General features: G+C 62.0%; 22 protein-coding genes. 9 read left to right on the top strand and 13 right to left on the bottom strand.

All coding sequences use genetic code 11. From position 1 onward, the window contains the following. Positions 1-61: 61 nt before the first annotated feature. The 5 genes from ybgC to ruvC all read right to left on the bottom strand — a co-directional run bounded on the left by ybgC (position 62) and on the right by ruvC (position 3,656). Complete coding sequence (ybgC, locus tag R1T40_RS11275) at positions 62-448, bottom strand: tol-pal system-associated acyl-CoA thioesterase (RefSeq protein ID WP_106162049.1); 387 nt, start codon at positions 446-448, stop codon at positions 62-64. Beyond that, positions 445-1,104, bottom strand: a complete 660-nt coding sequence (locus R1T40_RS11280) for a hypothetical protein (RefSeq protein ID WP_317384163.1) — start codon at positions 1,102-1,104, stop codon at positions 445-447. Before R1T40_RS11280 ends, ybgC begins: the two co-directional genes overlap by 4 nt. A gap of 215 nt (positions 1,105-1,319) precedes the next feature. After that, complete coding sequence (gene ruvB / locus R1T40_RS11285; protein WP_106162319.1) at positions 1,320-2,339, bottom strand: Holliday junction branch migration DNA helicase RuvB; 1,020 nt, start codon at positions 2,337-2,339, stop codon at positions 1,320-1,322. Between the two features lie 133 nt (positions 2,340-2,472). Continuing rightward, positions 2,473-3,162: a Holliday junction branch migration protein RuvA gene (gene ruvA, locus R1T40_RS11290; protein WP_317384164.1), complete on the bottom strand. Its 690-nt coding sequence runs from the start codon at positions 3,160-3,162 to the stop codon at positions 2,473-2,475. After that, the gene (gene ruvC / locus R1T40_RS11295) at positions 3,159-3,656 is read right to left on the bottom strand and encodes a crossover junction endodeoxyribonuclease RuvC (RefSeq protein WP_106162046.1); all 498 of its coding nucleotides are present in this window, start codon (positions 3,654-3,656) and stop codon (positions 3,159-3,161) included. The genes ruvA and ruvC overlap by 4 nt, the downstream gene beginning before the upstream one ends. 370 nt (positions 3,657-4,026) lie before the next feature. Here ruvC and R1T40_RS11300 point away from each other — a divergent pair, with 370 nt between their 5' ends. Beyond that, positions 4,027-4,245, top strand: coding sequence for a DUF1127 domain-containing protein (locus R1T40_RS11300; protein WP_106162045.1), 219 nt, complete (start codon positions 4,027-4,029; stop codon positions 4,243-4,245). Between the two features lie 163 nt (positions 4,246-4,408). On the opposite strand, the gene R1T40_RS11305 is transcribed toward R1T40_RS11300, so the two are convergent. The 4 genes from R1T40_RS11305 to R1T40_RS11320 form a co-directional block, all read right to left on the bottom strand. Continuing rightward, a complete protein-coding gene (locus R1T40_RS11305; protein ID WP_317384165.1) occupies positions 4,409-4,756 on the bottom strand; it encodes a hypothetical protein in 348 nt (115 codons plus the stop codon). Between the two features lie 111 nt (positions 4,757-4,867). Next, positions 4,868-5,737 (bottom strand): 50S ribosomal protein L11 methyltransferase, encoded by an 870-nt coding sequence (locus tag R1T40_RS11310; RefSeq protein WP_317384166.1) that lies wholly within the window; start codon positions 5,735-5,737, stop codon positions 4,868-4,870. A gap of 117 nt (positions 5,738-5,854) precedes the next feature. Next, positions 5,855-7,090 carry an MFS transporter gene (locus R1T40_RS11315; protein ID WP_317384167.1) on the bottom strand — a complete coding sequence of 412 codons (1,236 nt, stop codon included), beginning with the start codon at positions 7,088-7,090 and terminating at the stop codon, positions 5,855-5,857. Between the two features lie 130 nt (positions 7,091-7,220). After that, positions 7,221-9,428 (bottom strand): primosomal protein N', encoded by a 2,208-nt coding sequence (locus tag R1T40_RS11320; protein WP_317384168.1) that lies wholly within the window; start codon positions 9,426-9,428, stop codon positions 7,221-7,223. Positions 9,429-9,604: 176 nt separating this feature from the next. Between R1T40_RS11320 and fsa the strand changes: the two genes are divergently transcribed. The 6 genes from fsa (at position 9,605) to R1T40_RS11350 (ending at position 14,342) form a co-directional block, all read left to right on the top strand. Further along, the gene (fsa, locus tag R1T40_RS11325; protein ID WP_317384169.1) at positions 9,605-10,258 is read left to right on the top strand and encodes a fructose-6-phosphate aldolase; all 654 of its coding nucleotides are present in this window, start codon (positions 9,605-9,607) and stop codon (positions 10,256-10,258) included. 195 nt (positions 10,259-10,453) lie between these two features. After that, complete coding sequence (locus tag R1T40_RS11330; RefSeq protein ID WP_106162040.1) at positions 10,454-11,167, top strand: DUF484 family protein; 714 nt, start codon at positions 10,454-10,456, stop codon at positions 11,165-11,167. Further along, complete coding sequence (locus tag R1T40_RS11335) at positions 11,164-12,099, top strand: tyrosine recombinase XerC (protein ID WP_317384170.1); 936 nt, start codon at positions 11,164-11,166, stop codon at positions 12,097-12,099. The genes R1T40_RS11330 and R1T40_RS11335 overlap by 4 nt, the downstream gene beginning before the upstream one ends. Before the next feature lie 240 nt (positions 12,100-12,339). Continuing rightward, positions 12,340-13,032, top strand: coding sequence for a CDP-alcohol phosphatidyltransferase family protein (locus R1T40_RS11340; protein WP_106162038.1), 693 nt, complete (start codon positions 12,340-12,342; stop codon positions 13,030-13,032). 189 nt (positions 13,033-13,221) lie between these two features. Further along, entirely contained in the window at positions 13,222-13,536 is a 315-nt protein-coding gene (locus R1T40_RS11345) for a hypothetical protein (RefSeq protein WP_106162037.1), read from the top strand. Between the two features lie 347 nt (positions 13,537-13,883). After that, positions 13,884-14,342: a hypothetical protein gene (locus tag R1T40_RS11350; RefSeq protein ID WP_317384171.1), complete on the top strand. Its 459-nt coding sequence runs from the start codon at positions 13,884-13,886 to the stop codon at positions 14,340-14,342. 93 nt (positions 14,343-14,435) lie between these two features. On the opposite strand, the gene ileS is transcribed toward R1T40_RS11350, so the two are convergent. Continuing rightward, positions 14,436-17,360 carry an isoleucine--tRNA ligase gene (gene ileS / locus R1T40_RS11355; RefSeq protein WP_317384172.1) on the bottom strand — a complete coding sequence of 975 codons (2,925 nt, stop codon included), beginning with the start codon at positions 17,358-17,360 and terminating at the stop codon, positions 14,436-14,438. A 369-nt stretch (positions 17,361-17,729) separates the two neighbouring features. Between ileS and R1T40_RS11360 the strand changes: the two genes are divergently transcribed. Next, positions 17,730-18,152 carry a group III truncated hemoglobin gene (locus R1T40_RS11360; protein WP_106162035.1) on the top strand — a complete coding sequence of 141 codons (423 nt, stop codon included), beginning with the start codon at positions 17,730-17,732 and terminating at the stop codon, positions 18,150-18,152. Positions 18,153-18,204: 52 nt separating this feature from the next. On the opposite strand, the gene R1T40_RS11365 is transcribed toward R1T40_RS11360, so the two are convergent. From R1T40_RS11365 to R1T40_RS11375, 3 genes are read right to left on the bottom strand one after another with little or no spacing between them, the layout of a single operon-like run. Beyond that, entirely contained in the window at positions 18,205-19,185 is a 981-nt protein-coding gene (locus R1T40_RS11365) for a YcjF family protein (RefSeq protein WP_317384173.1), read from the bottom strand. After that, positions 19,182-19,646: a GNAT family N-acetyltransferase gene (locus tag R1T40_RS11370; protein ID WP_317384174.1), complete on the bottom strand. Its 465-nt coding sequence runs from the start codon at positions 19,644-19,646 to the stop codon at positions 19,182-19,184. Before R1T40_RS11370 ends, R1T40_RS11365 begins: the two co-directional genes overlap by 4 nt. Beyond that, entirely contained in the window at positions 19,643-21,061 is a 1,419-nt protein-coding gene (locus R1T40_RS11375; RefSeq protein WP_317384175.1) for a YcjX family GTP-binding protein, read from the bottom strand. The genes R1T40_RS11370 and R1T40_RS11375 overlap by 4 nt, the downstream gene beginning before the upstream one ends. 172 nt (positions 21,062-21,233) lie before the next feature. Between R1T40_RS11375 and truA the strand changes: the two genes are divergently transcribed. Further along, positions 21,234-22,013: a tRNA pseudouridine(38-40) synthase TruA gene (gene truA / locus R1T40_RS11380; protein WP_317384176.1), complete on the top strand. Its 780-nt coding sequence runs from the start codon at positions 21,234-21,236 to the stop codon at positions 22,011-22,013. Positions 22,014-22,020: the final 7 nt, after the last annotated feature.

The following is a 22,020-nucleotide window of genomic DNA, read 5'->3' on the forward strand; positions in this document are numbered from 1 at the left end:
AGGCGACGCTAACGGAAAACAAGCGGCATTACCAAGGAAACAGGGGCCTCAGCGGCGTTTGTTACAGAGATGCGCGAAGTTCTGCCGGAAGCCGCACTGGCTTGCCGCTGTGCATGTCCATACACACGGCCGTCACGACCGCGCGGAACAGCTCCCGCCCGTCGCGTCGCACCACCTGCGCCATCGTGAGACGCGCAGAGGTCGATTTCTCGACATGGGTCTCGACAGTCAGCTCATCTTCGAACCGCGCTGGTGACAGGTAATCCGCTTCGATTCGGGTCACCACCCAGACGATACCGGTATCGCGCATGGCGTTCTGATCGACGCCAAGCGCGCGCACATAGTCACTGCGAGCGCGCTCGATAAAACGCAGGAAGTTCGCATGATACACCACACCGCCCATGTCGGTGTCTTCGTAATATACCGTGATCGGAAAGCGATGGGTCACGTCGTGCTGCCCTCCGCGGGCAGCGCCTGCAGTCGAGCGTAGAGCCGAAGCGCATGGCTGGCATCCTGCGCCGAAACGGGCAGCATCCGGTCATATGCAGCGGCAATCACCCCTGCAATTTCGGGCCGCAGGATGGTATTGCCGTTCTCCGGCAGCACCGCCAGCGGTGAGACCTCGGCAAAGGCGCGATCCCCCCACAAGAGCATCACCTGCACCGCTTGGGTCAGCGCCAGCGCCTCGGCCGGCATCTCCGCCATCCCACCCTGCATCCGCAAGAACACAAAGGCCGCCCGAATGCCGCCATCCTCGTCGAACCGGAACGCGCGATACTGGCTGGCATCTTCTTCCGAGAGGCGGCTCACCAGAGGTGCGAGACCGGGGATCATGCGATCAAGGTCCGGCACCTCCAGCAATTCGTTCCAGTCCCGAAAGAAGAAGAACATGAGGTTCGCGCCCAGTTCAGGATCGGTTTCTGCCATCTTGTGGCCGGCAAGCGTGACCACGGCCTCGACCGCGCCCTTCACGGTGGCCAATGTTTCATCCGTTACACCAAAGACGATGGGTGTGATTGGGCGACCCCAGCGGGAAAAGGTGTAAGACCCATCCTCGCGGGTGAAAAGCGCCTCGATTTCCTCTGGCAACAGAAGTGCGGACATGCACGGCCTCGTCTTTATCAAATGTCGTCGCGTGTTTTGTACGGGCGCGCCGTTTGAGCAGCAAGTGGGAAGTCGTCACCGTCCAAGTCTCGGCAATGACTTCAGACAAGCGTCGAATTTGCCAGACAGCCTTGCCCCCCCTGCACATCTCTGCCTCGGGGCGCTCAGTCGCGTGACGGTCCGGTTGCACCTGATCAAACGTGGCGCGCGCGGCCTCAGCCGAACAGATCGCTGGACGACTTCGGCGGTGTCAGACCGATATGCTGCCAGGCCTTCTGCGCCAGCATCCGCCCGCGGGGCGTGCGTTGGATCAGCCCCTGCTGCAACAGGTAGGGCTCGATGACCTCCTCCAGCGCATCCCGGCTTTCGCTCAGGGCTGCCGACATTGTCTCGATCCCCACCGGTCCACCGCCGTAGTTTTCCGCCACCAGCCGCAAGTAGCGGCGGTCCGCACCATCCAGCCCCAGCTGATCCACCCCCAGCCGCGTCAGGGCGTTGTCCGCCAGTTCCCGGGTGATGGTGCCGTCGCCCTCGACAACCGCGAAGTCCACGACGCGGCGCAAGAGCCGCCCCGCGATCCTAGGCGTACCCCTTGCGCGCCGCGCGATCTCGCGTGCGCCTTCGTCATCTGCGGGCGCGCCAAGTTTGCGCGCATTGCGGCTGACGATTTCGAACAACTCATCAACTGTGTAGAATTGCAGCCGGGTCGGGATGCCGAATCGGTCCCGCAGCGGTGTCGTCAACAAGCCCATCCGGGTGGTTGCCCCGATCAGCGTGAAGGGCTGCAGCTCGATACGCACGGTGCGCGCGGCGGGCCCTTCGCCGATCACCAGATCCAGTTCAAAATCCTCCAGCGCAGGGTAGAGCACCTCCTCCACTGTCGCGTTCAGCCGGTGGATTTCATCAATAAAGAGAACGTCGCGCGCCTCCAGATTGGTGAGGATCGCGGCCAGATCCCCGGCCTTTGCCAGCACCGGGCCAGACGTCATGCGAAAATTCACCCCAAGCTCGCGCGCGACGATCTGCGCCAGCGTGGTCTTGCCCAAGCCGGGAGGGCCGTGAAACAGCGTGTGGTCCATTGCCTCGCCACGACGGCGCGCACTCTCGATGAAGATGCGCAGGTTCGCGCGCGCCTCCGCCTGGCCGATGAATTCACCCAAGCCTTGCGGGCGCAAAGCGCGGTCATTGTCCTCGGGAAGCGGATCAGGCCGCAGGGTGGGATCGGCGTCGGTCATCTCTGTATCCATGTATCATGCATGCAAATGCAGTTGGCCGTCTGGAAATCGGTCCCGCCCAGCCTACCCGTACCTTGCACGCCTTTGCACGCAGAGCGCACCTTGGGCACGCTCAACCGGCTCACACGCCCGATCATCCTTTGGGCGCCAACAGGCGCAGGGCGGCACGGATCAGCTCGGCCTCGCCCGCATCGGGATTACCGGCGGCAGCTTCAGCCACGGCCGCAGCCGCGTCGGATGGCCCATAGCCCAGATTTCCCAACGCCGACAATGCGCCAGCTGAGGCCGCTGCTGCCCCCGAGGGCGCCTTTGCCTTTGAAGTGCGCGCCGGTTTCGCAGGCGCCTCCTCCAATGGCTCGACCACCCCGTCAAGCTCCGGACCGTTCAATGCGTCGGTCACCGTTCCCCCCATGGCCATCACCGATGGAGCCTTGTCTTTCAGATCCAGAACGATGCGTTGCGCAGTCTTAGGGCCAACGCCCTTTGCCGCCTTCACCGTGGCCCAATCGCCAAGTGCAATGGCGCGGCTCACGCCATCGGGGCCCAAGGCGCTCAGGATAGCCAGCGACACCTTGGCGCCAACACCCTGAACGGAGGTCAGAAGACGATGCCATTCCTTCTCAACCAAGGAGGTGAACCCGAACAGCTGCATCAGGTCCTCACGCACCAGAAGCTCGGTATATAGCTGCACGGCCTCCCCGACTGACGGCAGCGTCGCCATGGTGCGGTCAGAGCAATACACGATGTAGCCCACGCCACGGACGTCGATCATCACATGATCAAGCGCCTTGTAATCGAGCCGCCCGGTCAACTTGCCGATCATGCGCGCACCTCTTTCAATTGCCGCTGGTTGGTACCGCCGTAGTAGGCGTGACAGATGGCGATGGCCAGCGCATCGGCGGCATCCTCGCCTTTGGGGGCACAGCCGGGCAGTTGCAGCTTCACCATATGCATGACCTGCTGCTTTTCCGCATGGCCGACGCCAACGACCGTCTTTTTCACACGGTTGGGCGCATATTCACCCGTCGGTAATCCTGCCTTTGCGAGCGTGAGCAGTGCCACCCCCCGCGCCTGACCCAGTTTCAGCGTCCCGGCACCGTCCTTGTTCACGAAAGTCTGCTCGATCGCCGCCTGATCCGGCGCATATTCCACGATCACCTCGGTGATCTGATTGTGCAGCGACAAAAGCCGCTCGCCCAGATCATCACCGTCAGAGTGGCACAGACCATTGGCGACGTGGCTGAGGCGTGCGCCATTTGATTCGATCACGCCCCACCCAAGGGTTCTGAGCCCCGGATCGATTCCCAGTATTCGCATCTGCTTGCCCGATCTACGCCTGATTGTTTGGTCATTGTTTCAAGTGAGCTAGCACAAAACGCGAACACAGCCAAACGCTTTCCCGAACCGGGGTATCGCGCCGGGTTCTACCTGCACCAACGCCACATGCCCAGCGAGACGCAAATTGCACCATTTTGCGCACAAAAACGACTGACCGAAATACACGTGCGACACCTTTGGCACGAAAGTCGAAAACCTTGATAATTCCCTTATTCATATAGGCTTCCGACATGCAAAAAGCGCATGGGACGCATGCAAAAAATGCACTTGTGAGATGGAAATGTCATCTCTATCTGCCGCTCATCGCATCACGCGAAAGACCTGAACTTCAATCAGAGAGAACGTGGATATGGCTGCATTCGACACCACCCGCACCGCCCAAGGCACCACCGGCCTGATCGGCCGTATCGGCGCTCTTGCTCATACGATCACCGCCAATGTCATGGCCTGGAACGACGCCCGCTCGACCCGCAAGGCACTTGGCGCCCTGACCGACCGTGAACTGGCCGATATCGGCCTGATCCGTGGCGATGTCGACAGCATCGACGCCAACTCGCCGCTGGTCTGAGACGCACGGATTTGGACGGTCGTCTTACGAATTGACCAAATTAGAGCGCCGCGCCTGGGATATCCCAAGCGCGGCGTTTCTCGTTGATGCGTTGGGAACGGATGCTGAGCAATGTGCAACACGCGGCTCCTGACCGAAGACCGCTGTCACGTCACCGGGTGGATCAGCGCAGGAGAGGCAACAGTTGCCCTGCAATTCTTGTCGACAGCGGATCGCTTTGCATGACAAAAGCGCCACTTCGCTCGACGAATGAGCCCTCGGCGAGTTGCGACACTCTTTGATCGTAGCTCGCGAAACCGAGGGACGCCATCAAGAAGCCCTTGAACAAAAGCCCGGCAGCCAAGAAGAGCAACAGTGAGCGCAGTGAGATCCGTGAGCGCACGACTTTTCTCGGCTCAACAACGATCAGACCATCGGTCCTGATCTTTGCCGTGTAGCCATGACCTTTGTTCAGGGTTTTCCTGTCCAAACGGCGCAGCCGGCTTTGAAATTCTGCATATTGATCGCTCATAGCGAACACTCCGAACTAGCCCCCACTAGCGGGTTGCTCGAAGCTACGCGCGAATTGAGGCAAGAACGGGGCAAATAGCTAAAAGTCGATTAAACTGCCCGCGATCTCAGCTTACTTGCGCAAAATCAGCGTTGTCCATTCACCAATCTCGTCCCTATTAACCAGATTGACGCCATTCTGTGCATAAACCGCGATCACATCATCGGCCTGCTCGTTCAGAATGCCAGACAGAATCGCATATCCGCCATCGCGCAGATGTGCTGCCATATCGGGGCTGAGCGCCACCAGCGGCCCTTTGAGGATGTTTGCAAAGATCAAATCATAAGGGGACGCGTCCTTGAGTGGCGGCGCGTCGAACCCTGCGGCCTCAAGGCACTTCACGGCGCCCTTCATGCCGTTGGCCTCCATATTGGCCTCTGCAACATCCACCGCGACCTGGTCGATATCGCTGGCCAGAATGTCCGCATCCGCCCAGACTCGCGCTGCGGCCATTGCCAATACGGCGGTGCCACAGCCGATATCGGCCACTTTGGACGCGGTGAAGCCCTGATCCAGCAGCTGGTCCAGTGCCTTCAGGCACCCGAGCGTCGTCCCATGGTGTCCAGTACCAAAGGCCATGGCGGCCTCGATCAACAGCGGGATTTTGTCCCCCGGTAGCTTGTCGGCATCATGGCTGCCATAGACAAAGAAACGCCCGGCCTCGACAGGGGCCAGCTCGCGCCGCACATGCGCAACCCAATCCGTCTCCGGCAATTCGGAAACGGCAAAGGGCTTTGCCTCATGCAATGTGGCCAAAAGCGCCAGCCCTGCCTCATCGGGGGCTTCGGTGAAATACCCACCCACTTCCCAGAGACCGGAGCCATCCTCGACCTCGAACACACCAACGCCGGTTGGTTCTGGCGTCAAACGCTCCATCGCATCGCCCAATGCCTCGGCCTGAGCTTTTCCGGTCAGCGTGGTGAGCGCGGTGAATGTGGGCATGTTGGGATCTCCGCAGTGGAATAAAGGGCGCGTCGAGCGCGCGGGTGTCCAGCGCCTACGCGAGCCTTGCATATATGGTCAAGAGGGCAGCAGGCCCGCGCCGCTCGGTTGGTAGACTTATTCCGCAGGCGCGGGCGCTCTCAGACGGGCGAAAATGGTCTCATTCCCCGGCTCAGGATGGCGCGGGATCATCAGGGATAGCGCCAGCGAGATCAGCGCCATACAGGCGGCCAATCCGAAAACCGCAAACGGAGATACGATCCAGAGCAGGCCCAACAGCACCGGCAGGAACACCGCCGCGATATGGTTGATCGTAAACGCAACTGCCGCGGTGGGTGCGATATCAGCCGGATCGGCGATCTTCTGGAAGTAGGTTTTCAAAGCCAGTGCAAGCGCAAAGAGGATATGATCCACGACGTAGAGCGTAGCCGCCAGCACCACCCCCCAGCCAAACCAGTAGATGCCACCATAGAGCGCGAACACCACCGTCAGACCGACATACTCACAAATCAGCGTGCGACGTTCGCCAAACCGCGACACCACTCGGCCCAGCAATGGCGCGGCCACCATATTTACCAGCAGATTGATGAGATAGAGGCTCGTGAGGTGATGAACCTCAAAGCCGAAGCGCTCCACCATCATGAAGCCCGCAAAGACTACAAAGATCTGCCGCCGCGCGCCGGCCATGAACTGCAGCGCGTAGTAGAGCCAGTAGCGGCGGCGCAGCACCATCTTCTTGTTCTGCGGCGTCGGACCGTCGAACTGCGGCACCGCGAACAGGCAGAAGATCGCCACCACGGCGCAGAAGCCGCCAGCCGCCATATAGACCGCGTTGTAGGACAGGTTCAGAGGTTCCCACAGCAGCACGATGATGCCGTAGACCACCAGGGTTGCGGCAGAGCCGGTCGCCACCAGCCAGCCCAGCATCTGCGGCGCGCGTTCCTTGGTGAGCCATTGCAGCTGCAACGACTGGGCCACGGTCTCGAAATAATGGAAGCCGACGGAGCTGAGCACGGTGATGATCAGGATGCCCTGCAGGGTCGGGAACCAGGCAGTGACCGCCGTGGCCACGCCAAGCAACGCCAGCGACAGCAGGCCCAGCACCTGCTCGCGGATGAAGATGATCAGAAAGATCACCAGAAAGGCCAGAAAGCCCGGGATCTCGCGCACGGTATGCAACAGGCCGATGTCCGCCCCATCGAAATTCGCCACCTCAATAACAAAGTTGTTCAGCAGCGCCGACCAAGTGTTGAAGGCGATGGGCATGGCGATCGCCATGAGAAACAGCAGCGTGATCGGACGGCGCCAGAACGGCAGGGACCGGGCTTGATCGAGGGTCATGGGCGTAAACATGCCCCGGCTTTAGAGCGCTTTGCCTGACAGAGCTAGTCAAGAATTGTACCAACTCATGCCGCTGCATGCACAGGTCTATCTGCGCTCCTGCAGGGTCAACTGGCCGTGTCTTATGAGGCTGCAGGGGTGGTCAAAAGAAATTCTGCGGGTCGATATCGACATTCAGACGCAGATCGCCCTTCAGCTTGAACGGTGCGATCCAGCGGCTGATGGCGTCCTGAAGCGGGACACCCTTGTCGGCCTTGACCAGCAAGCGCACCCGGTGGCGCCCGCGCACCCGGGCGATGGGCGCCGGAGCCGGGCCAAAGAGCTGCGCGCCCACCTGCCGGAGCTGGCCATCATTGCGCGCCAGCGCACCGCCAAGGTCAAAGACCTGCGCCAGATCGGTGCCCGACAGGATGATCCCCGCCATGCGCCCGTATGGCGGCACCCCCGCCGCCTGCCGCTGCGCGGCCTCCGCCTTCCAAAAGCTCTCTTCGTCGCCGGACAGGATCGCGCGGATCACCGGATGTTCGGGCTGGAAACTCTGCATCAGGGCCTCACCCCGGCGCTCGGCCCGGCCCGCACGACCCGCCACCTGCCGCATCAGCTGGAACGTCCGCTCTGCGGCGCGCAGGTCCGATCCCTGCAATCCGAGGTCGGCGTCGATCACCCCCACCAGTGTCAGCAGCGGAAAGTTGTGCCCCTTGGCCACCAGCTGGGTGCCGAGGATAATGTCTGCCTCACCCGCCGCGATCTCTTCGATCCGCTGCTTCAGCGCTCGGGCCGAGCCAAACAGATCCGAACTCAGAACTGCAATGCGTGCCTCGGGAAACAGCGCCGCCGCTTCTTCACCCAGCCGCTCGATTCCGGGGCCGACGGGGGCCATCTTGCCCTCCACCTTGCAGGAGGGGCATTCGATGGGCACTGGTTTGGTTTCGCCGCACTGGTGGCACATCAACCGCTTCATGAAGCGGTGTTCGACCATGCGCGCATCGCAATTGTCGCAGGCCACCTGGGTGCCGCACGCCCGGCAGATCGTCACCGGCGCAAAGCCACGGCGGTTGAGGAACAGCAGCGACTGCTCGCCGCGCTCCAACCGCAGTTTCATCGCCTGCTTCAGGGTGGGTGAGATCCAGGTCGAGGGCAGCAGGTCTTCGTTGCGCATGTCGACGGCGCGCATTTCCGGCAGCACCGCCTCGCCAAAACGCGACGTGAGATCAAGACGGGTGTATTTGCCCGCCTCGGCATTGGCCCAGGTCTCCAGGCTTGGCGTTGCCGACGCCAGCACCACCTGCGCCTGACAGAGCGACGCGCGCCAGACCGCCAGATCGCGCGCGTTATACAGGACGCCCTCCTCCTGCTTGTAGGAGGTGTCGTGCTCCTCATCGACAATGATCAGGCCAAGGTCGCGAAACGGCAGGTAGAGCGAAGAACGCGCGCCGATCACCAGTTGCGCCGCACCCTGCCCGACCATGCGCCACACCCGGCGGCGTTCGGTCATGGTGACGCCGGAATGCCATTCTGCCGGCACCGCGCCAAAACGCGCCTCCACCCGTTTGAGAAACTCCGCCGTCAGCGCGATTTCCGGCAGCAGCACCAGCGCCTGCCGCCCCTTGCGCAAGCAGGCGGCCACGGCCTCCAGATAGACTTCGGTCTTACCCGAACCGGTCACACCTTTCAGCAATGTGGTGCCGTAGCGCCCCCCGTTCACACCGGCCTCCAGAGCGGCGGCGGCGGCGGCCTGATCGTCCGAGAGGGTCTTGCCCGGCAGTTCCGGATCCAGCGGCGGGAACGGCAGGTCGCGGGGGGCTTCCTCCTCGCAGATAGCGCCCTGCTTCACCAGCCCCTTGATCACCGAACTGGTCACCCCGGCCAGCCCGGACAATTCCGACGCGGTGAAGGCCGCGCCCTCATATTCGTCCATCACGTCGAGCACCTTGGCACGGGCATCCGTCAGGCGATCCGGCTCCTGATCGCCTCTTCGCAGGATCTTGCGCATCGAGGGCGGATCCGCCAGCCCCGGCGCGCGGGTCCCCAGCCGCAGCATCATCGACATCGGCGTCAGCGTATATTGCGCCGCGCGCTCCAGAAAGCCGCGCATCTCGGTGCGCATCGGGGCCAGATCCAGCACCCGGATCACCGAGCGCAGCTTGGCGGCATCAAATCCGCCCGCGCCCTCCCCCCAGACCACTCCGATCACCTTGCGCGGCCCCAGCGGCACCTCGACAAAGGCGCCGAGAAAGCAGCCGCCCTCGGGTGCGCGATAGTCCAGCAGCCGGTCCAGCGGCTGCGCTGTCAGCACTCCGACTCGCTCGCCCTGGGCAAAAAACTCCGGACTCTCGCTCTGCTGCGTCATTCCTGCTGTGACCCTGTTCTTTTTGTTGCCCCAACGGTAGGCGCGGGAAAATGTTTTCGCTAACATGCGCGCGAACGCGCCCTGACCACCCTTGTGTCTTTCGGACTTTTCGCAAGACCTCCTATCAGGTAAAGCCAAGGCGCACCGAGGCCAAGCCATCCAGAGGACCAAAGCCCATGAAATTCTTCGTAGACACCGCCGAAATCGACGCCATTGCCGAGCTGAACGATCTTGGCATGGTCGACGGCGTCACCACAAACCCCTCCCTGATCAAGAAATCCGGCCGTGACATCATCGAAGTCACCAAGGAGATCTGCGATCTGGTCGACGGCCCGGTTTCCGCCGAAGTCACCGCGACCGATGCCGAAACCATGATCGCCGAGGGCCGCAAGCTGCTGGAAATCGCCGAGAACATCACCGTGAAGGTGCCGCTGACCTGGGACGGGCTGAAGGCCTGCAAAACCCTGACCGACGACGGTCACAAGGTCAATGTGACCCTGTGCTTCTCTGCCAATCAGGCGCTGCTGGCCGCCAAGGCAGGTGCCTCGTTCATCTCGCCCTTCATCGGTCGCCTGGACGATATCCACCTCGACGGCATGGACCTGATCGAGGATATCCGCACCATCTATGACAACTACGGTTTCACCACCGAGATCCTCGCCGCCTCCATCCGCAGCGTGAACCATATCTCCGACTGTGCCCTGGTGGGCGCGGACGTGATCACCGCGCCGCCGGCCGTGATCAAGTCGCTGGTCAACCACCCGCTGACCGACAAGGGCCTGTCGGCCTTCCTCGCGGATATCAAGGCAGCCGGCATCAAGATCCTCTGATCGCGCCCCAATCAATTGCGAGACCCAGCCATGGCGCCCCTCAACGGGGGCGCCATTTTTATTTGCGCATCAGCATGTTGCTGCCGAGAGGCGTATTTTGCCCCCCGCCGGGCGCGAATTGGCGATTTTTCCCGCGCGCACACGCATGGCTCATGTTATAGTAAACAAAACCCGATCAGAGGTTCGAACGAGACGATGAGCAGCACAACCGCCGAGCTGGACGACAGCCTGCGCAAGAAAATCATTGAAAAGCCCGACATGGTGCTGGACGACCCCAACGTAATGCGTGCGCTGGTGGCCGCCAACGAACGCGCCATGGGCACCAATATCGTTGACCTGCGCGGCATCGCGATGGAGCGGCTGGAAACCCGGCTCGACCGTCTGGAAGACACCCATCGCTCGGTGATTGCGGCCGCCTATGAAAACCTCGCCGGTACCAACCAGATCCACCGCGCTGTGCTGCGCCTTCTGGATCCTGAGAGCTTTGCCGTCTTCATGGAGATCCTGCGCGGGGATCTGCGTGACATCCTGCGGGTGGACGCGCTGGCGCTGATTCTGGAAACCACGCAGGAAGAGGCTGGCGCCGCGGTGGAACGCGTCGGTGATGTGCTGAAATTCACCGAGGCCGGTTTTGTCGATTCCTATGTGGCGCAGGGGCGCTCTTATGGTGGCGACCGTCCGGTGATTCTGCGCCAGATCCAGGCTGGTCCGTCACGCATCTATGGGGATCGTGGTGCCGATCTGCGCTCAGAGGCCTGCTTGCGGCTTGATCTTGGCGCCGGGCGCCTGCCGGGCCTGCTGGTCTTTGGCGCCGAGGATCCGCATCAATTCACCCCGCAACACGGCACCGACCTCCTGACTTTCTTTGGCGGGGTATTCGAGCGCTGCATGCGCCGCTGGCTGTCTTGAGCATCGGCGACCCCACCCTCATTTCTCCGGCAGCGCGAGATGCGCTGCAAACCTGGCTCGACGGCCTTGGTGCACTGGAGGGCGCCGCGTCAAATACCCTGACCGCCTATCGCGGCGATGTGAGCGAGTTTCTTGCCTTCATGAGCCTACATTTCGGCGGCCCGCAGGGGCTGGGGGCGCTCAGTCGCATCACCACCGCCGACATGCGCGCATGGATGGCCTCGGCGCGCGCATCAGGCACCGGCGCGCGGTCACTGGCGCGCAAACTCTCCGCTGTGAAGAAATTCTACGGTTGGCTGGCCAAGCGCGAAGGGTTTGAGCCGACCGCGGTGCTCTCGACCCGAGCGCCAAAGTTCCAGAAGAAGCTGCCCCGCCCGCTCGACAAGGATGCAGCCCGCGCCATGATCGACACGGTAGAGCTGCAATCGCTCAAGGATTGGGTCGCCGCCCGCGATGTGGCTGTGGTTACGCTGCTCTATGGCTGTGGTTTGCGAATTTCCGAAGCGCTCGGCCTGATGGGCAATGACGCCCCCCTGCCCGCAACGCTTCGGATCACCGGCAAGGGTGGCAAGGAGCGCGTGGTGCCGGTTCTGCCCGCCGCCCGCCAGGCCGTAGATCGCTACCTGCAGCTCTGCCCGCATCCGCAGGAGCGCGACCAACCGCTGTTTCGCGGCGTGCGCGGCGGTGCCCTGCATGCACGGATGATCCAGGGCGTGGTGGCCGATGCGCGGCGCCAGCTTGGTCTACCCGCCTCCGCGACCCCGCATGCCATGCGCCACAGTTTCGCCACCCATCTGCTGGAGGCGGGCGGAGACCTGCGCGCCATACAGGAGTTGCTGGGTCACGCCTCGCTGTCCACCACCCAAGCCTATACGGCGGTGGATACGGCGCATCTGATGGACGTCTACACCCGCGCGCACCCCAAAGCCTGACCATCCGCACACGGCCGAGAGGCTGTGCCTACGTGACGTCTCGTAGTGTTGCGTTTTGATTTGCGCGATTTGTGCAAGCGGCAATGGCCACACCCCGTTTGATGTCATTCGTGCTGGCCTCGCGATACCTTAGGCTTGATCATTATTTGTCAGGTCGAAGCCGTACAAAATTCACGAAACACCGCCCGTCATCCACGCTTCTGGGTTGCGGGCTGTGGCGAAATTCGTCATCACACTTAAATGACGTCTGAACTCCGTGCATTGACCGTACATTTATTGACCGCGACTGGCGCCGTTTTTGCCATGCTCGCCATGCTCGCCGCCGTAGATGCACGGTGGGATCTGATGTATCTGTGGCTGGTCGTGGCGTTTGCCGTCGACGGAGTCGATGGTCCGCTTGCCCGTCACTACAACGTAAAACGCAATGCGCCGCAGTTTGACGGCGTTATGCTGGACCTGATCATCGACTATCTGACCTACGTGTTCATACCTGCCTTTGCGTTGTTCAAGTCCGGCCTGATGTCCGGCTGGACCGGCTGGGCCGCGGTCATCGTCATCACCTTCAGCAGCGCAATGTACTTTGCCGACACGCGGATGAAGACCAAGGACAACTCTTTCTCCGGGTTTCCCGGCTGCTGGAACATGTTGATCTTGGTCATTTTTGCACTCGAGCCCAATCACTGGGTCAGCCTTGGCCTCGTTACTCTGCTGTCTGCAACGCAGTTCCTGCCATTGAAGTTCATCCATCCGGTTCGCACCGAACGCTGGCGGCTTGTGTCGCTTCCCATTGCGCTGATCTGGACCGCCCTTGCCGGGTGGACCGCATGGGTCGACTTTGCTCCTGGCCCGGTCGTGACCATCGCCTTGTTTGCGACTTCGGTCTATCTGTTGCTTGTCGGGATCGCACAACAGATCGTTCCCGAACGCAGCTAACGCCGCTCTCCACCTGCGAAAACGGCGCCAAGAGGCGAGTGTTTTCTGGCGCCGACCTCATACTTTTTACTGCAAATTTTCGATTTAGGCAGCAAGCGGTCGATCCGCATACACAGATTCTTAAGCACAATTGCTGAAAATCAAATTGAATTTGTTCCTTTTCTCGATCCCAAGGTTCAGGAGACTCTGATGCCCTATCAAGAGGCAGACCCGTCCGGGCGCTCGGAGCTGCCCGAAGTCGCAGCGCGATACAAGGCTGCCGTGACCCCGGCCACGACGCAGCAACTGGCAAAGGCCATGGCACAATTGCAGAAATCTGCAGCTGGTGCGGTTTTCCCGCGCGAAGCCACCAAGAAGGATACCCCGGTTGTGCTGCCCTCGACCGCAGGGCGTCGGCAGGGTGGGGACAACGTCGAATACGCCCTGCTCGCGCGCCACAAGCTGCAGCAGACGTCGGAACGCGAGGCAAGCCGCCGCTACGCAGGTGCCAAAACCATTATCTGACGGCGCCGGCACGCCTGCGCAGGTCACGGTGTCAGGCTGTAAGCAACAACCGGCCAAGCATCAACGACGCCCACAGTGGGGGCGTCGTTGAGTTCGGAACGGCCCCCCCTATCAGGCTTGGCCGAAGCACTCACGGCGAAACATTCCCGACAGTGCATCAACGCCGCACAGGACGCGACTTTGATAATCGCCGCGCCCGTGAAGTCGACTGTCCAACGAGCGACGCCCAGGGCGTTAACCATTACCAAAGTGTTCACGCGTCAAACGCCTCTCATTGCGTTATATTGAAGATGTAATTTCCTATGGGTCGGCGTGCGGCCCGACACTTACGTGGAAAGGAAGAGTGAATGTTACCAGCGTTACGCCCCTATTCAGACATTCCCGCGAATGTCCCCGCCGTCTCAGTATTTACTGTCACCGACACGGTTGCGAGCCCATCCGGGACTGGTGGCGCGACCGGGTCCGAGTTTGCCAACAGTCGGCTTGCCAATTTCCTGAGTGATGACGCCGCGCCGCGTGATCGGGATCTCGACACGTTGATGAGCAGCGACAATCTGGCCCTGTATGACAAAGGTCCGGACGAACAGGTCACTGAAAGCACCAGCCGGGCCGAAGTTGTGCCCGCTCAGCCGGTTGAAACTGCCGAACCCATCAGCCTGCCCCCTCTTGAAAACCTGCTGAACATCCAGATGGAACAAGCAGAGGCGCTGACACAGGATACCATGTTCCGTGGCATGTCCTCAGGAAGCTTCGCTCAGGAAATGTACACCAATACGCAGGACGTGCTGTCCCGGATTGCCTCCTGATCTCAGCTGATTGACGACACTGGATGAAAAAAGACGCCCGGGGAATGTCTCCGGGCGTCTTGATTTTGAGCGACTTGTCGGAAACCCGACAGGTCAGCTGTCCAGTGCGCTGCTGCACCGTGCACACGTACCCGGATGGCTATGGCCCCCGACATCCGGCAGGATCTTCCAGCACCGCTGACATTTTTCGCCCTCGGCTTTTTCAAACACGACCGAAACGCCTTCGATTTCCGGCAGGCGATAGGCTTCGGCAGGGCTCGGATCGCCAGTGAGCTGCACGTCAGAAGTGATACAGACATCCGCGAAGTTCACCGTCTCCAGCGCCGCCAGCACTTCGGCCTCGCGCACATGCACCACGGGTGCCGCCTCCAGCGAGGCGCCGATAACCTTGTCGGTGCGCTGCACCTCCAGTGCGGCGGTCACAACACGACGGGCCTGACGCACCTTGGCCCATTTGGCCGCCAGCGGTTCGTTGATCCAGTCGCGCGGCGTGTCCGGCATGTCGATGAGATGCACCGAGCTGTCGTCGCCCGGGAACCGCTCCAGCCAGACCTCTTCCATGGTGAACACCAGGATCGGCGCCAGCCATGTGGTCAAACGGTGGAACAGGATGTCGAGCACGGTGCGCGCTGCGCGGGCGTTCAGCGTGTCCCCATCACAATAGAGCGTGTCCTTGCGGATATCGAAGTAGAAGGCTGACAGATCCACGGTGGCAAAGTTGAAGATCGCCTGCCAGACACCGTTGAAATCAAACGCCTTGTAGCCCGCTTTCACCGTGTGATCGAGCTCTGCCAGACGGTGCAGCACCCATTGCTCCAGCTCCGGCATCTCGGAGGGTTCGACCCGCTGATCCTCGCTGAAATCGCCAAGGCTGCCCAACATGAAACGCATGGTATTGCGCAGACGACGATAGCTGTCGGCGGTGCCCTTCAGGATCTCCGGCCCGATCCGCTGGTCGGCGGTATAGTCGGTCTGCGCCACCCAGAGCCGCAGGATATCGGCACCGTACTGCTTGATCACCGCTTCTGGAACGATGGTATTGCCGAGCGATTTGGACATCTTCATGCCCTTCTCGTCCAGCGTAAAGCCATGGGTGACCACGTTGCGATACGGCGCGCGACCCTTGGTGGCGGAGGCCTGCAGCAGCGAGGAATGGAACCAGCCACGGTGCTGGTCGGTGCCTTCCATGTAGACATCGGCGATACCGTCCTCGGTGCCATCCTCGCGGTCACGCAGCACAAAGGCATGGGTGGAGCCGGAATCGAACCACACATCAAGCACGTCGAACACCTGCTCGTAATCGTCCGGAGCAACGATGCCGTCGAGAACCTTCGCCTTGAAGCCCTCCTCGTACCAGACATCGGCGCCATTTTCCTCAAAGGCGGCGGTGATGCGGGCGTTCACCTCATCGTTGCGCAGCAGGTAGTCCGCATCGGTCGGCAGCGCGCCCTTCTTGGTGAAACAGGTGAGCGGCACGCCCCAGGCGCGCTGGCGCGACAGCACCCAGTCGGGACGGTTCTCGATCATCGAATGCAGGCGGTTGCGACCGGTCTGCGGCGTCCATTTCACCAGCTCGTCGATCGAACGCAGGGCGCGTTCGCGGATGGTATCGCCATGCTCGCCCATGCCGTCATCCAGCTTGCGGTCCACACCGGCAAACCATTGCGGCGTGTTGCGGTAGATGATCGGCGCCTTGGAACGCCAGGAATGCGGGTAGCTGTGCTTGATCTTGCCGCGCGCCATCAGGCCCCCGACCTCAACCAGCTTGTTGATGATCGCGGTGTTGGCGTCGCCCTCGCCGCCCTTGCGGTTAAGGATGTATTTGCCGCCAAAGAACGGCAGATCGGCGCGGAAGCCGCCGTCGTCCATCACGTTGTAGGTGATGACCTGTTCCAGCATGCCGAGGTCGCGGTAGAGTTCGAATTCCTCCATCCCGTGGCTCGGCGCGCAATGCACAAAGCCGGTGCCTTCGGTGTCGGTCACGAAATCGGCGGCGCGGAAGTCGCGGATATCATCCCATTCACCATTGCCACCTTCGGCCCCGGCGAACGGGTGGGTCAGGCCGATGCCTGCCAGATCGGAGGCAGGCACATCTGCCACGCGGGTATATTGATCCTCGGACAAGCGCGCGCGTTTGAACACATCCGCCGCCAGATTGTCGGCAAGCAGATACTTGTCGCCCACGTTGACCCAACACTCGTCGGGCGTGCCGGTGACCTCATAGAGGCCATAGGCGATGTCCTCGCCGTAAACGACGGCCTTGTTCGACGGCATGGTCCAGGGCGTGGTCGTCCAGATCACCACATGCGCGCCGGCAAGCTTGTGATCCGCAGGCTCAGCCACCTTGAACTTCACCCAGATGGTGAAGCTTTCCTTGTCGTGATACTCGACCTCGGCCTCGGCCAGCGCGGTTTTCTCGACCGGCGACCACATCACGGGCTTGGAGCCCTGATAGAGCGTGCCGTTCATCAGGAACTTCATGAATTCCTCGGCGATCACCGCCTCGGCGTGGAAATCCATGGTGATATAGGGGTTTGGCCAGTTGCCGGTGATGCCAAGACGCTTGAATTCTTCGCGCTGGATGTCGATCCAGCCCTCGGCGAACTTGCGGCACTCCTGACGGAACTCGATGACCGGCACCGCGTCCTTGTTCTTGCCCTTCTTGCGGTACTGCTCTTCGATCTTCCATTCGATCGGCAGACCGTGGCAATCCCAACCGGGCACGTAGCGGCTGTCAAAACCCATCATCTGATGCGAGCGGACGATCATGTCCTTGATGGTCTTGTTCAGCGCGTGGCCGATGTGCAGGTGGCCGTTGGCGTAGGGCGGGCCGTCATGCAGCACGAAAGGCTGGCGGCCTTCCTTGGCGCGCAGGCGGTCATAGACGCCGATCTGCTCCCAACGTTCCAGCCATGCGGGCTCGCGCTTGGGCAGGCCTGCGCGCATGGGGAAATCGGTCTTGGGGAGGTTCAGCGTGTCTTTGTAGTCGGGCGTGACTTCGGTCTTATCGGCGCACATATCGGTGGCGTCCTTTTGCATCAACGGGTCGGATTGGGGATATTCGGTTCGGTGCGATCACTCAAGCACCTTTGCCCGGCGTCTCGTCTGTCAGAGCGCCGGGGTCGTAATTCGAATAATGATGGCCACGCGTCGTGTTGCAGTCGGGGTCATAGGGGCGCTTATAGGCGCTTGCTGGGCGCGGGTAAAGCGTCAGCCCGGACAAAACCGCCCCTCACAGACATCAAGCGCTTCAGCGCATGCGGCAAATCGCATCCGGAGCCTTATGGCACCTGAGCCTCGGCTATTGCGGCAATTCACCTCTCCCCCTTCCCGTCGCCCTTCCGCAGACTTAGGGTTAAGGCAGATCTTAAATATTCGGAGGCCATCATGCAGAGCGAGAGTGCCGCCCACCCTCTGGCGCGGTTCGAGATCACTGCGGAGCAGATCGCCCGCGTGGTGCGTGTCTTTTACGCGCACGTCCGTCAGCATTCAGAGCTTGCCCCGGTCTTTGCGGCCCATGTCGAGGACTGGCCCGCCCATGAAGACAAGATCGCCGCCTTCTGGCGCAACGCCATCCTGCGTGAAAAGGGCTACAATGGATCTCCGATGCGCGAGCACCTGTCGCGCCCCGATGTGAAAGCAGAGCATTTCCCGCTCTGGCTGGGCCTGTTTCACGATGTTCTGGCCCGCGAGCTCACTCCCGAACAGGCTCTGCAATGGGGTCATCTGGCAGATCGTATCGGAGAGGGGTTTCGAACCGGCATCGTCGCCATGCGTCAACCTAAAGACGCGCCGCCGCGTTTGATTTGATCCAGAGACACTGAAATGTCGGCAGAAGGCCTGTAGCCGTCTTGCTGGATCTTCACTTCACGAAGCCCCGGAGCGCGCGTTGCAGTACTTTGCCCAAGCGTGGTTTCGGCGCGCCCTCAAACCCCATGGGCCGACACACCTCTATCGCGGCGAGCCCCACTCGCGCGGTCAACGCGCCGTTCACCAACCCCTCGCCAAATCGGCGCGACAGCTTGGACAGAACAGACGCGCCGAGCACAGGCTCCAACAGGTCGTCCCCCACCGCGACAGCGCCGGTTGCCACTAGGTGGGACAGGACCGCACGCGTCAACCGCCAGGAGCTGAAGAACCCGGAGCGCCCCCCGTAGATCTCGGCGATACGGCGGATCATGCGCAGGCTCGACACCAGCGCGGTGAGCACATCCGCAAGCGCCAGCGGCACCAAGGCGGTAACCCCGGCCACCTGCCGGGCTGCGGCCTCCACCTCGACCACGGCGCGCGCATCAAGCGGGCGCATCAATTCGGCTTCTGCCAGGTCAATCAGCGCATCCGCATCTAGGAGCTCCGCTTTACGATCAGAGAGGTTACGCTGCGCCCATTCCAGATCCGCGCGGCCTGCATAGAAACGCTGCAGCGCCGCGACCTGTGTTTGGGCCTCTTTCAAAGTGCCCGTGCGCGCCTTGGCACACGCCTGTCGCAGATCGTCAACGCGACGCACCCGCGCCACCGCAGCCAGTTCGCGCAGACAAAACAGCAGCGCCGCCAGCGCCAGCCCGATCAATGCCGCCGAAACGATCAGACCAAGCACTGGGATGCGGTCCAGAAGGCTGGTGGCGTAATCCCAAGCGGCAACAGAGACGATGGTTGTGATCAAACCGGCGACACCGGCCCAGATCCAGCCCGCCCAGCCAGAGCGCCGCCCCTCTCCCATCGCCTCAACCGTTGCCTGCAGGGCTGTTGGTTCGTCAAGATCGGGCACCGGCGGCGCATCGCTGACGCTCTGCTTTGGCTCATCGTCGGGCTGCAGGTCAAAAACGACGGGTTTACGGCTCATGTCGTGGTCTCCATCTGGTCGGCCTGCCAATGGTATTCGATGTCGGGCAGCCCCTCGGTATTGCGCTGCCCGTTGCTGCGACGCACCTCTGCAAACCCTTCGCGCAGATAGAAACGCTGGGCCTCCGTGTTGGCCTGAAAGGTCCAGAGCGCCAAATGCGAGACCTGCTGCTTTGCACGATCAAGGAGCGCCTTACCAATCCCACGTCCACAGGAGGCGGGGGCGATATAAAGCGAACAGACCTCGGCCCCATCCCGCGCCAGAAAGCCCTCGATCTCTCCGGCATGCGCGGTCTCTGCCACCGTCACCCAGCCTCGGGCGATCATACGGTCGCAAAAGGAAATGGTCTCTGCCAGCGAATGCTCCTTGGGCATCCACGGCGTGTCCTGTTCAAACCGGTGCAGGATGACACCGATCCGGCTTGCATCCAGAGGTGTTGCAGGGCGCAGTCGCAGCGTCACAAACGATCTCCGAACAGAAATTCTGCCGCGCGGTCCAACCGGATGTGAGGTGGCCCGTCGCCCGGCTTCAACACCAACGGCTGTGGCGCAAATCGCATAGAAGCGTAGCTCCCATCAAGCCAGCACTCTGCCCCCTGTCGCGCAGGCGTCAGCAATTGACGCGGATCCTCGGGCAAACGCCCCGGATAAAGCGCCGCGGGCTTGCCTGTGTCCGCCAAGAGCCCGCGCACACAGGGCAATTCCGCTCCCTCATGTGTGCGCAATTCTTCGGTCGTGGCACGCAATGCCGCCAGCGACAGCGCGGCAGTTTCAGCCCCGGCGAATTGCGCCCGGTCACGGGCATCCTGGGTCAATGCCTCAATGATTGCCGTCAATTGCGGATGCTGCTGATGGTGCAAGTGATCCGCCTTGGTGGCCGCAAAGAGGATCTTTTCCACCCGCTTGCCGCGCAAGATCTGGCTCAGAAAACCGTTGGAGCCGGGGCGGAAACTCCCCAGAATATCCGTCATCGCGCGGCGTAGATCTTCCATCGCAGGTGGGCCGGAATGCAGCGCGCCGAGCGCGTCCACCAACACAACCTGCCGATCGATCCGCGCAAAGTGATCGCGAAAGAACGGGCGCACGACCTGGGCCTTGTAAGCCTCGAACCGGCGCGCCATCTCGCGGGCGAGGCTGCCGCGCGGCGCGGTCCCCTCGGGCAAGGGGGCAAAGGTCAACACCGGAGAACCCGCAAGATCGCCGGGCAACAGGAACCGCCCCGGGGTGCAGTCATAATAACCCCCCGCACGTGCCGCTTGCAGATAGTCGGCAAAGGCCGATGCAAGCCCCTGCGCGAGGGGCTCATCATGCGCCGCATCCGGATCAGCCGCCCGCACAGCCGCCCGGAACGCCTTTGCTTCGTCGCGCGTCGCGATCCGGCGCAGGACATCGGCAGACCAGCCAGCATAGTCCTTGTCGAGAAGGGACAGATCCAGCAACCACTCACCGGGGTAATCAATGATGTCCAAATGCAGCACCTTCGGCCCGGTCAGCCCCCCGAACAGGCCGGACGGACGCAACCGTAAACTGAGGCGCAATTCGGACACCGCGCGGGTACTGTCGGGCCAATGGGGTTCTGGCCCGGTCAGCGCGCCAAGATGGTTTTCAAAATCAAATCTTGGCACCGTGTCGTCGGGCTGCGGCTGCAGATAGGCCGCCTCGATACGGCCGTCGCGCTCTGCCGACAATTGCGCCATGCGGCCCCGATTCATCAGGTTGGCCACCAGAGAGGTGATGAAGACCGTCTTGCCCGCACGCGCCAATCCGGTAACCCCTAAGCGCAGTGTCGGCTCCGCAAACGGGCTGGACACCACGCCGCCCAGCGTTTCCGCGCCGCGCAACACCCCATCGGCCACATCCGCAGCCAGCCCTGTCACTCCTGATCCTCGCACCACCTGCTGCCCCGTGTCTTTGCTTGTGTTTCAACGCTCTGCCCTTGGCCTGCGCCTATGAACATAGGCATCCTGACGACCGGTTGCCAGTCTGCTTCCTGCCCACCCGCAGAGCAGGGGCTTGCCAGCTTCGCCCCAGCACGCTACGCCGCGCGTCATGCCGCGTATTGCTCTCAAAGTCGAATATCATGGAAAGCCATTTGCCGGCTGGCAAAGGCAGAAGGACCAGCCCTCGGTGCAGGGTGCGATCGAGGCTGCCCTCGCGAAGCTCGAACCGGGAGCGCACACGATCGCCGCCGCCGGTCGCACCGATACGGGCGTGCATGGTCTGGGTCAGGTGGCACACTGCGACCTGCAGAAAGACTGGGATCCCTTCCGGCTGAGTGAAGCGTTGAACTACCACCTGAAGCCTGCGCCGGTTGCCATCGTCGATGCCGCCCGTGTGGACGACGACTGGCATGCCCGGTTCAGCGCCATCGAACGACAGTATCTGTTCCGGATCCTGATGCGGCGCGCCCCGGCGACACATGATGCCGGTCAGGTCTGGCAAATCAATCACCGGCTGGACGTGGATGCGATGCAGGCGGGTGCGAACCACCTGCTCGGCAACCATGACTTCACGACGTTCCGCTCGTCGATCTGCCAGGCGGCCAGCCCGGTCAAGACATTGGATGAATTGCGGGTCGAGCAGGTCCAGGGCCTTTCCGGCCCGGAGATCCACTTTCACGTCCGCGCGCGAAGCTTCCTGCACAACCAGGTGCGTAGCTTTGTGGGCACGCTGGAACGTGTCGGTACAGGTGCATGGGCCCCCGAAGACGTGCGCGACGCGCTGGCAGCACAGGATCGCGCCGCCTGTGGGCCGGTCTGTCCGGGGCACGGGCTCTATCTGGCACGGGTGGGCTATCCAGATCCCGTTTTCCCCAGCGATCACGCCTGACCAGCCG

This window comes from Tritonibacter scottomollicae (genome assembly GCF_032924845.1).
Classification (GTDB): domain Bacteria; phylum Pseudomonadota; class Alphaproteobacteria; order Rhodobacterales; family Rhodobacteraceae; genus Epibacterium; species Epibacterium scottomollicae.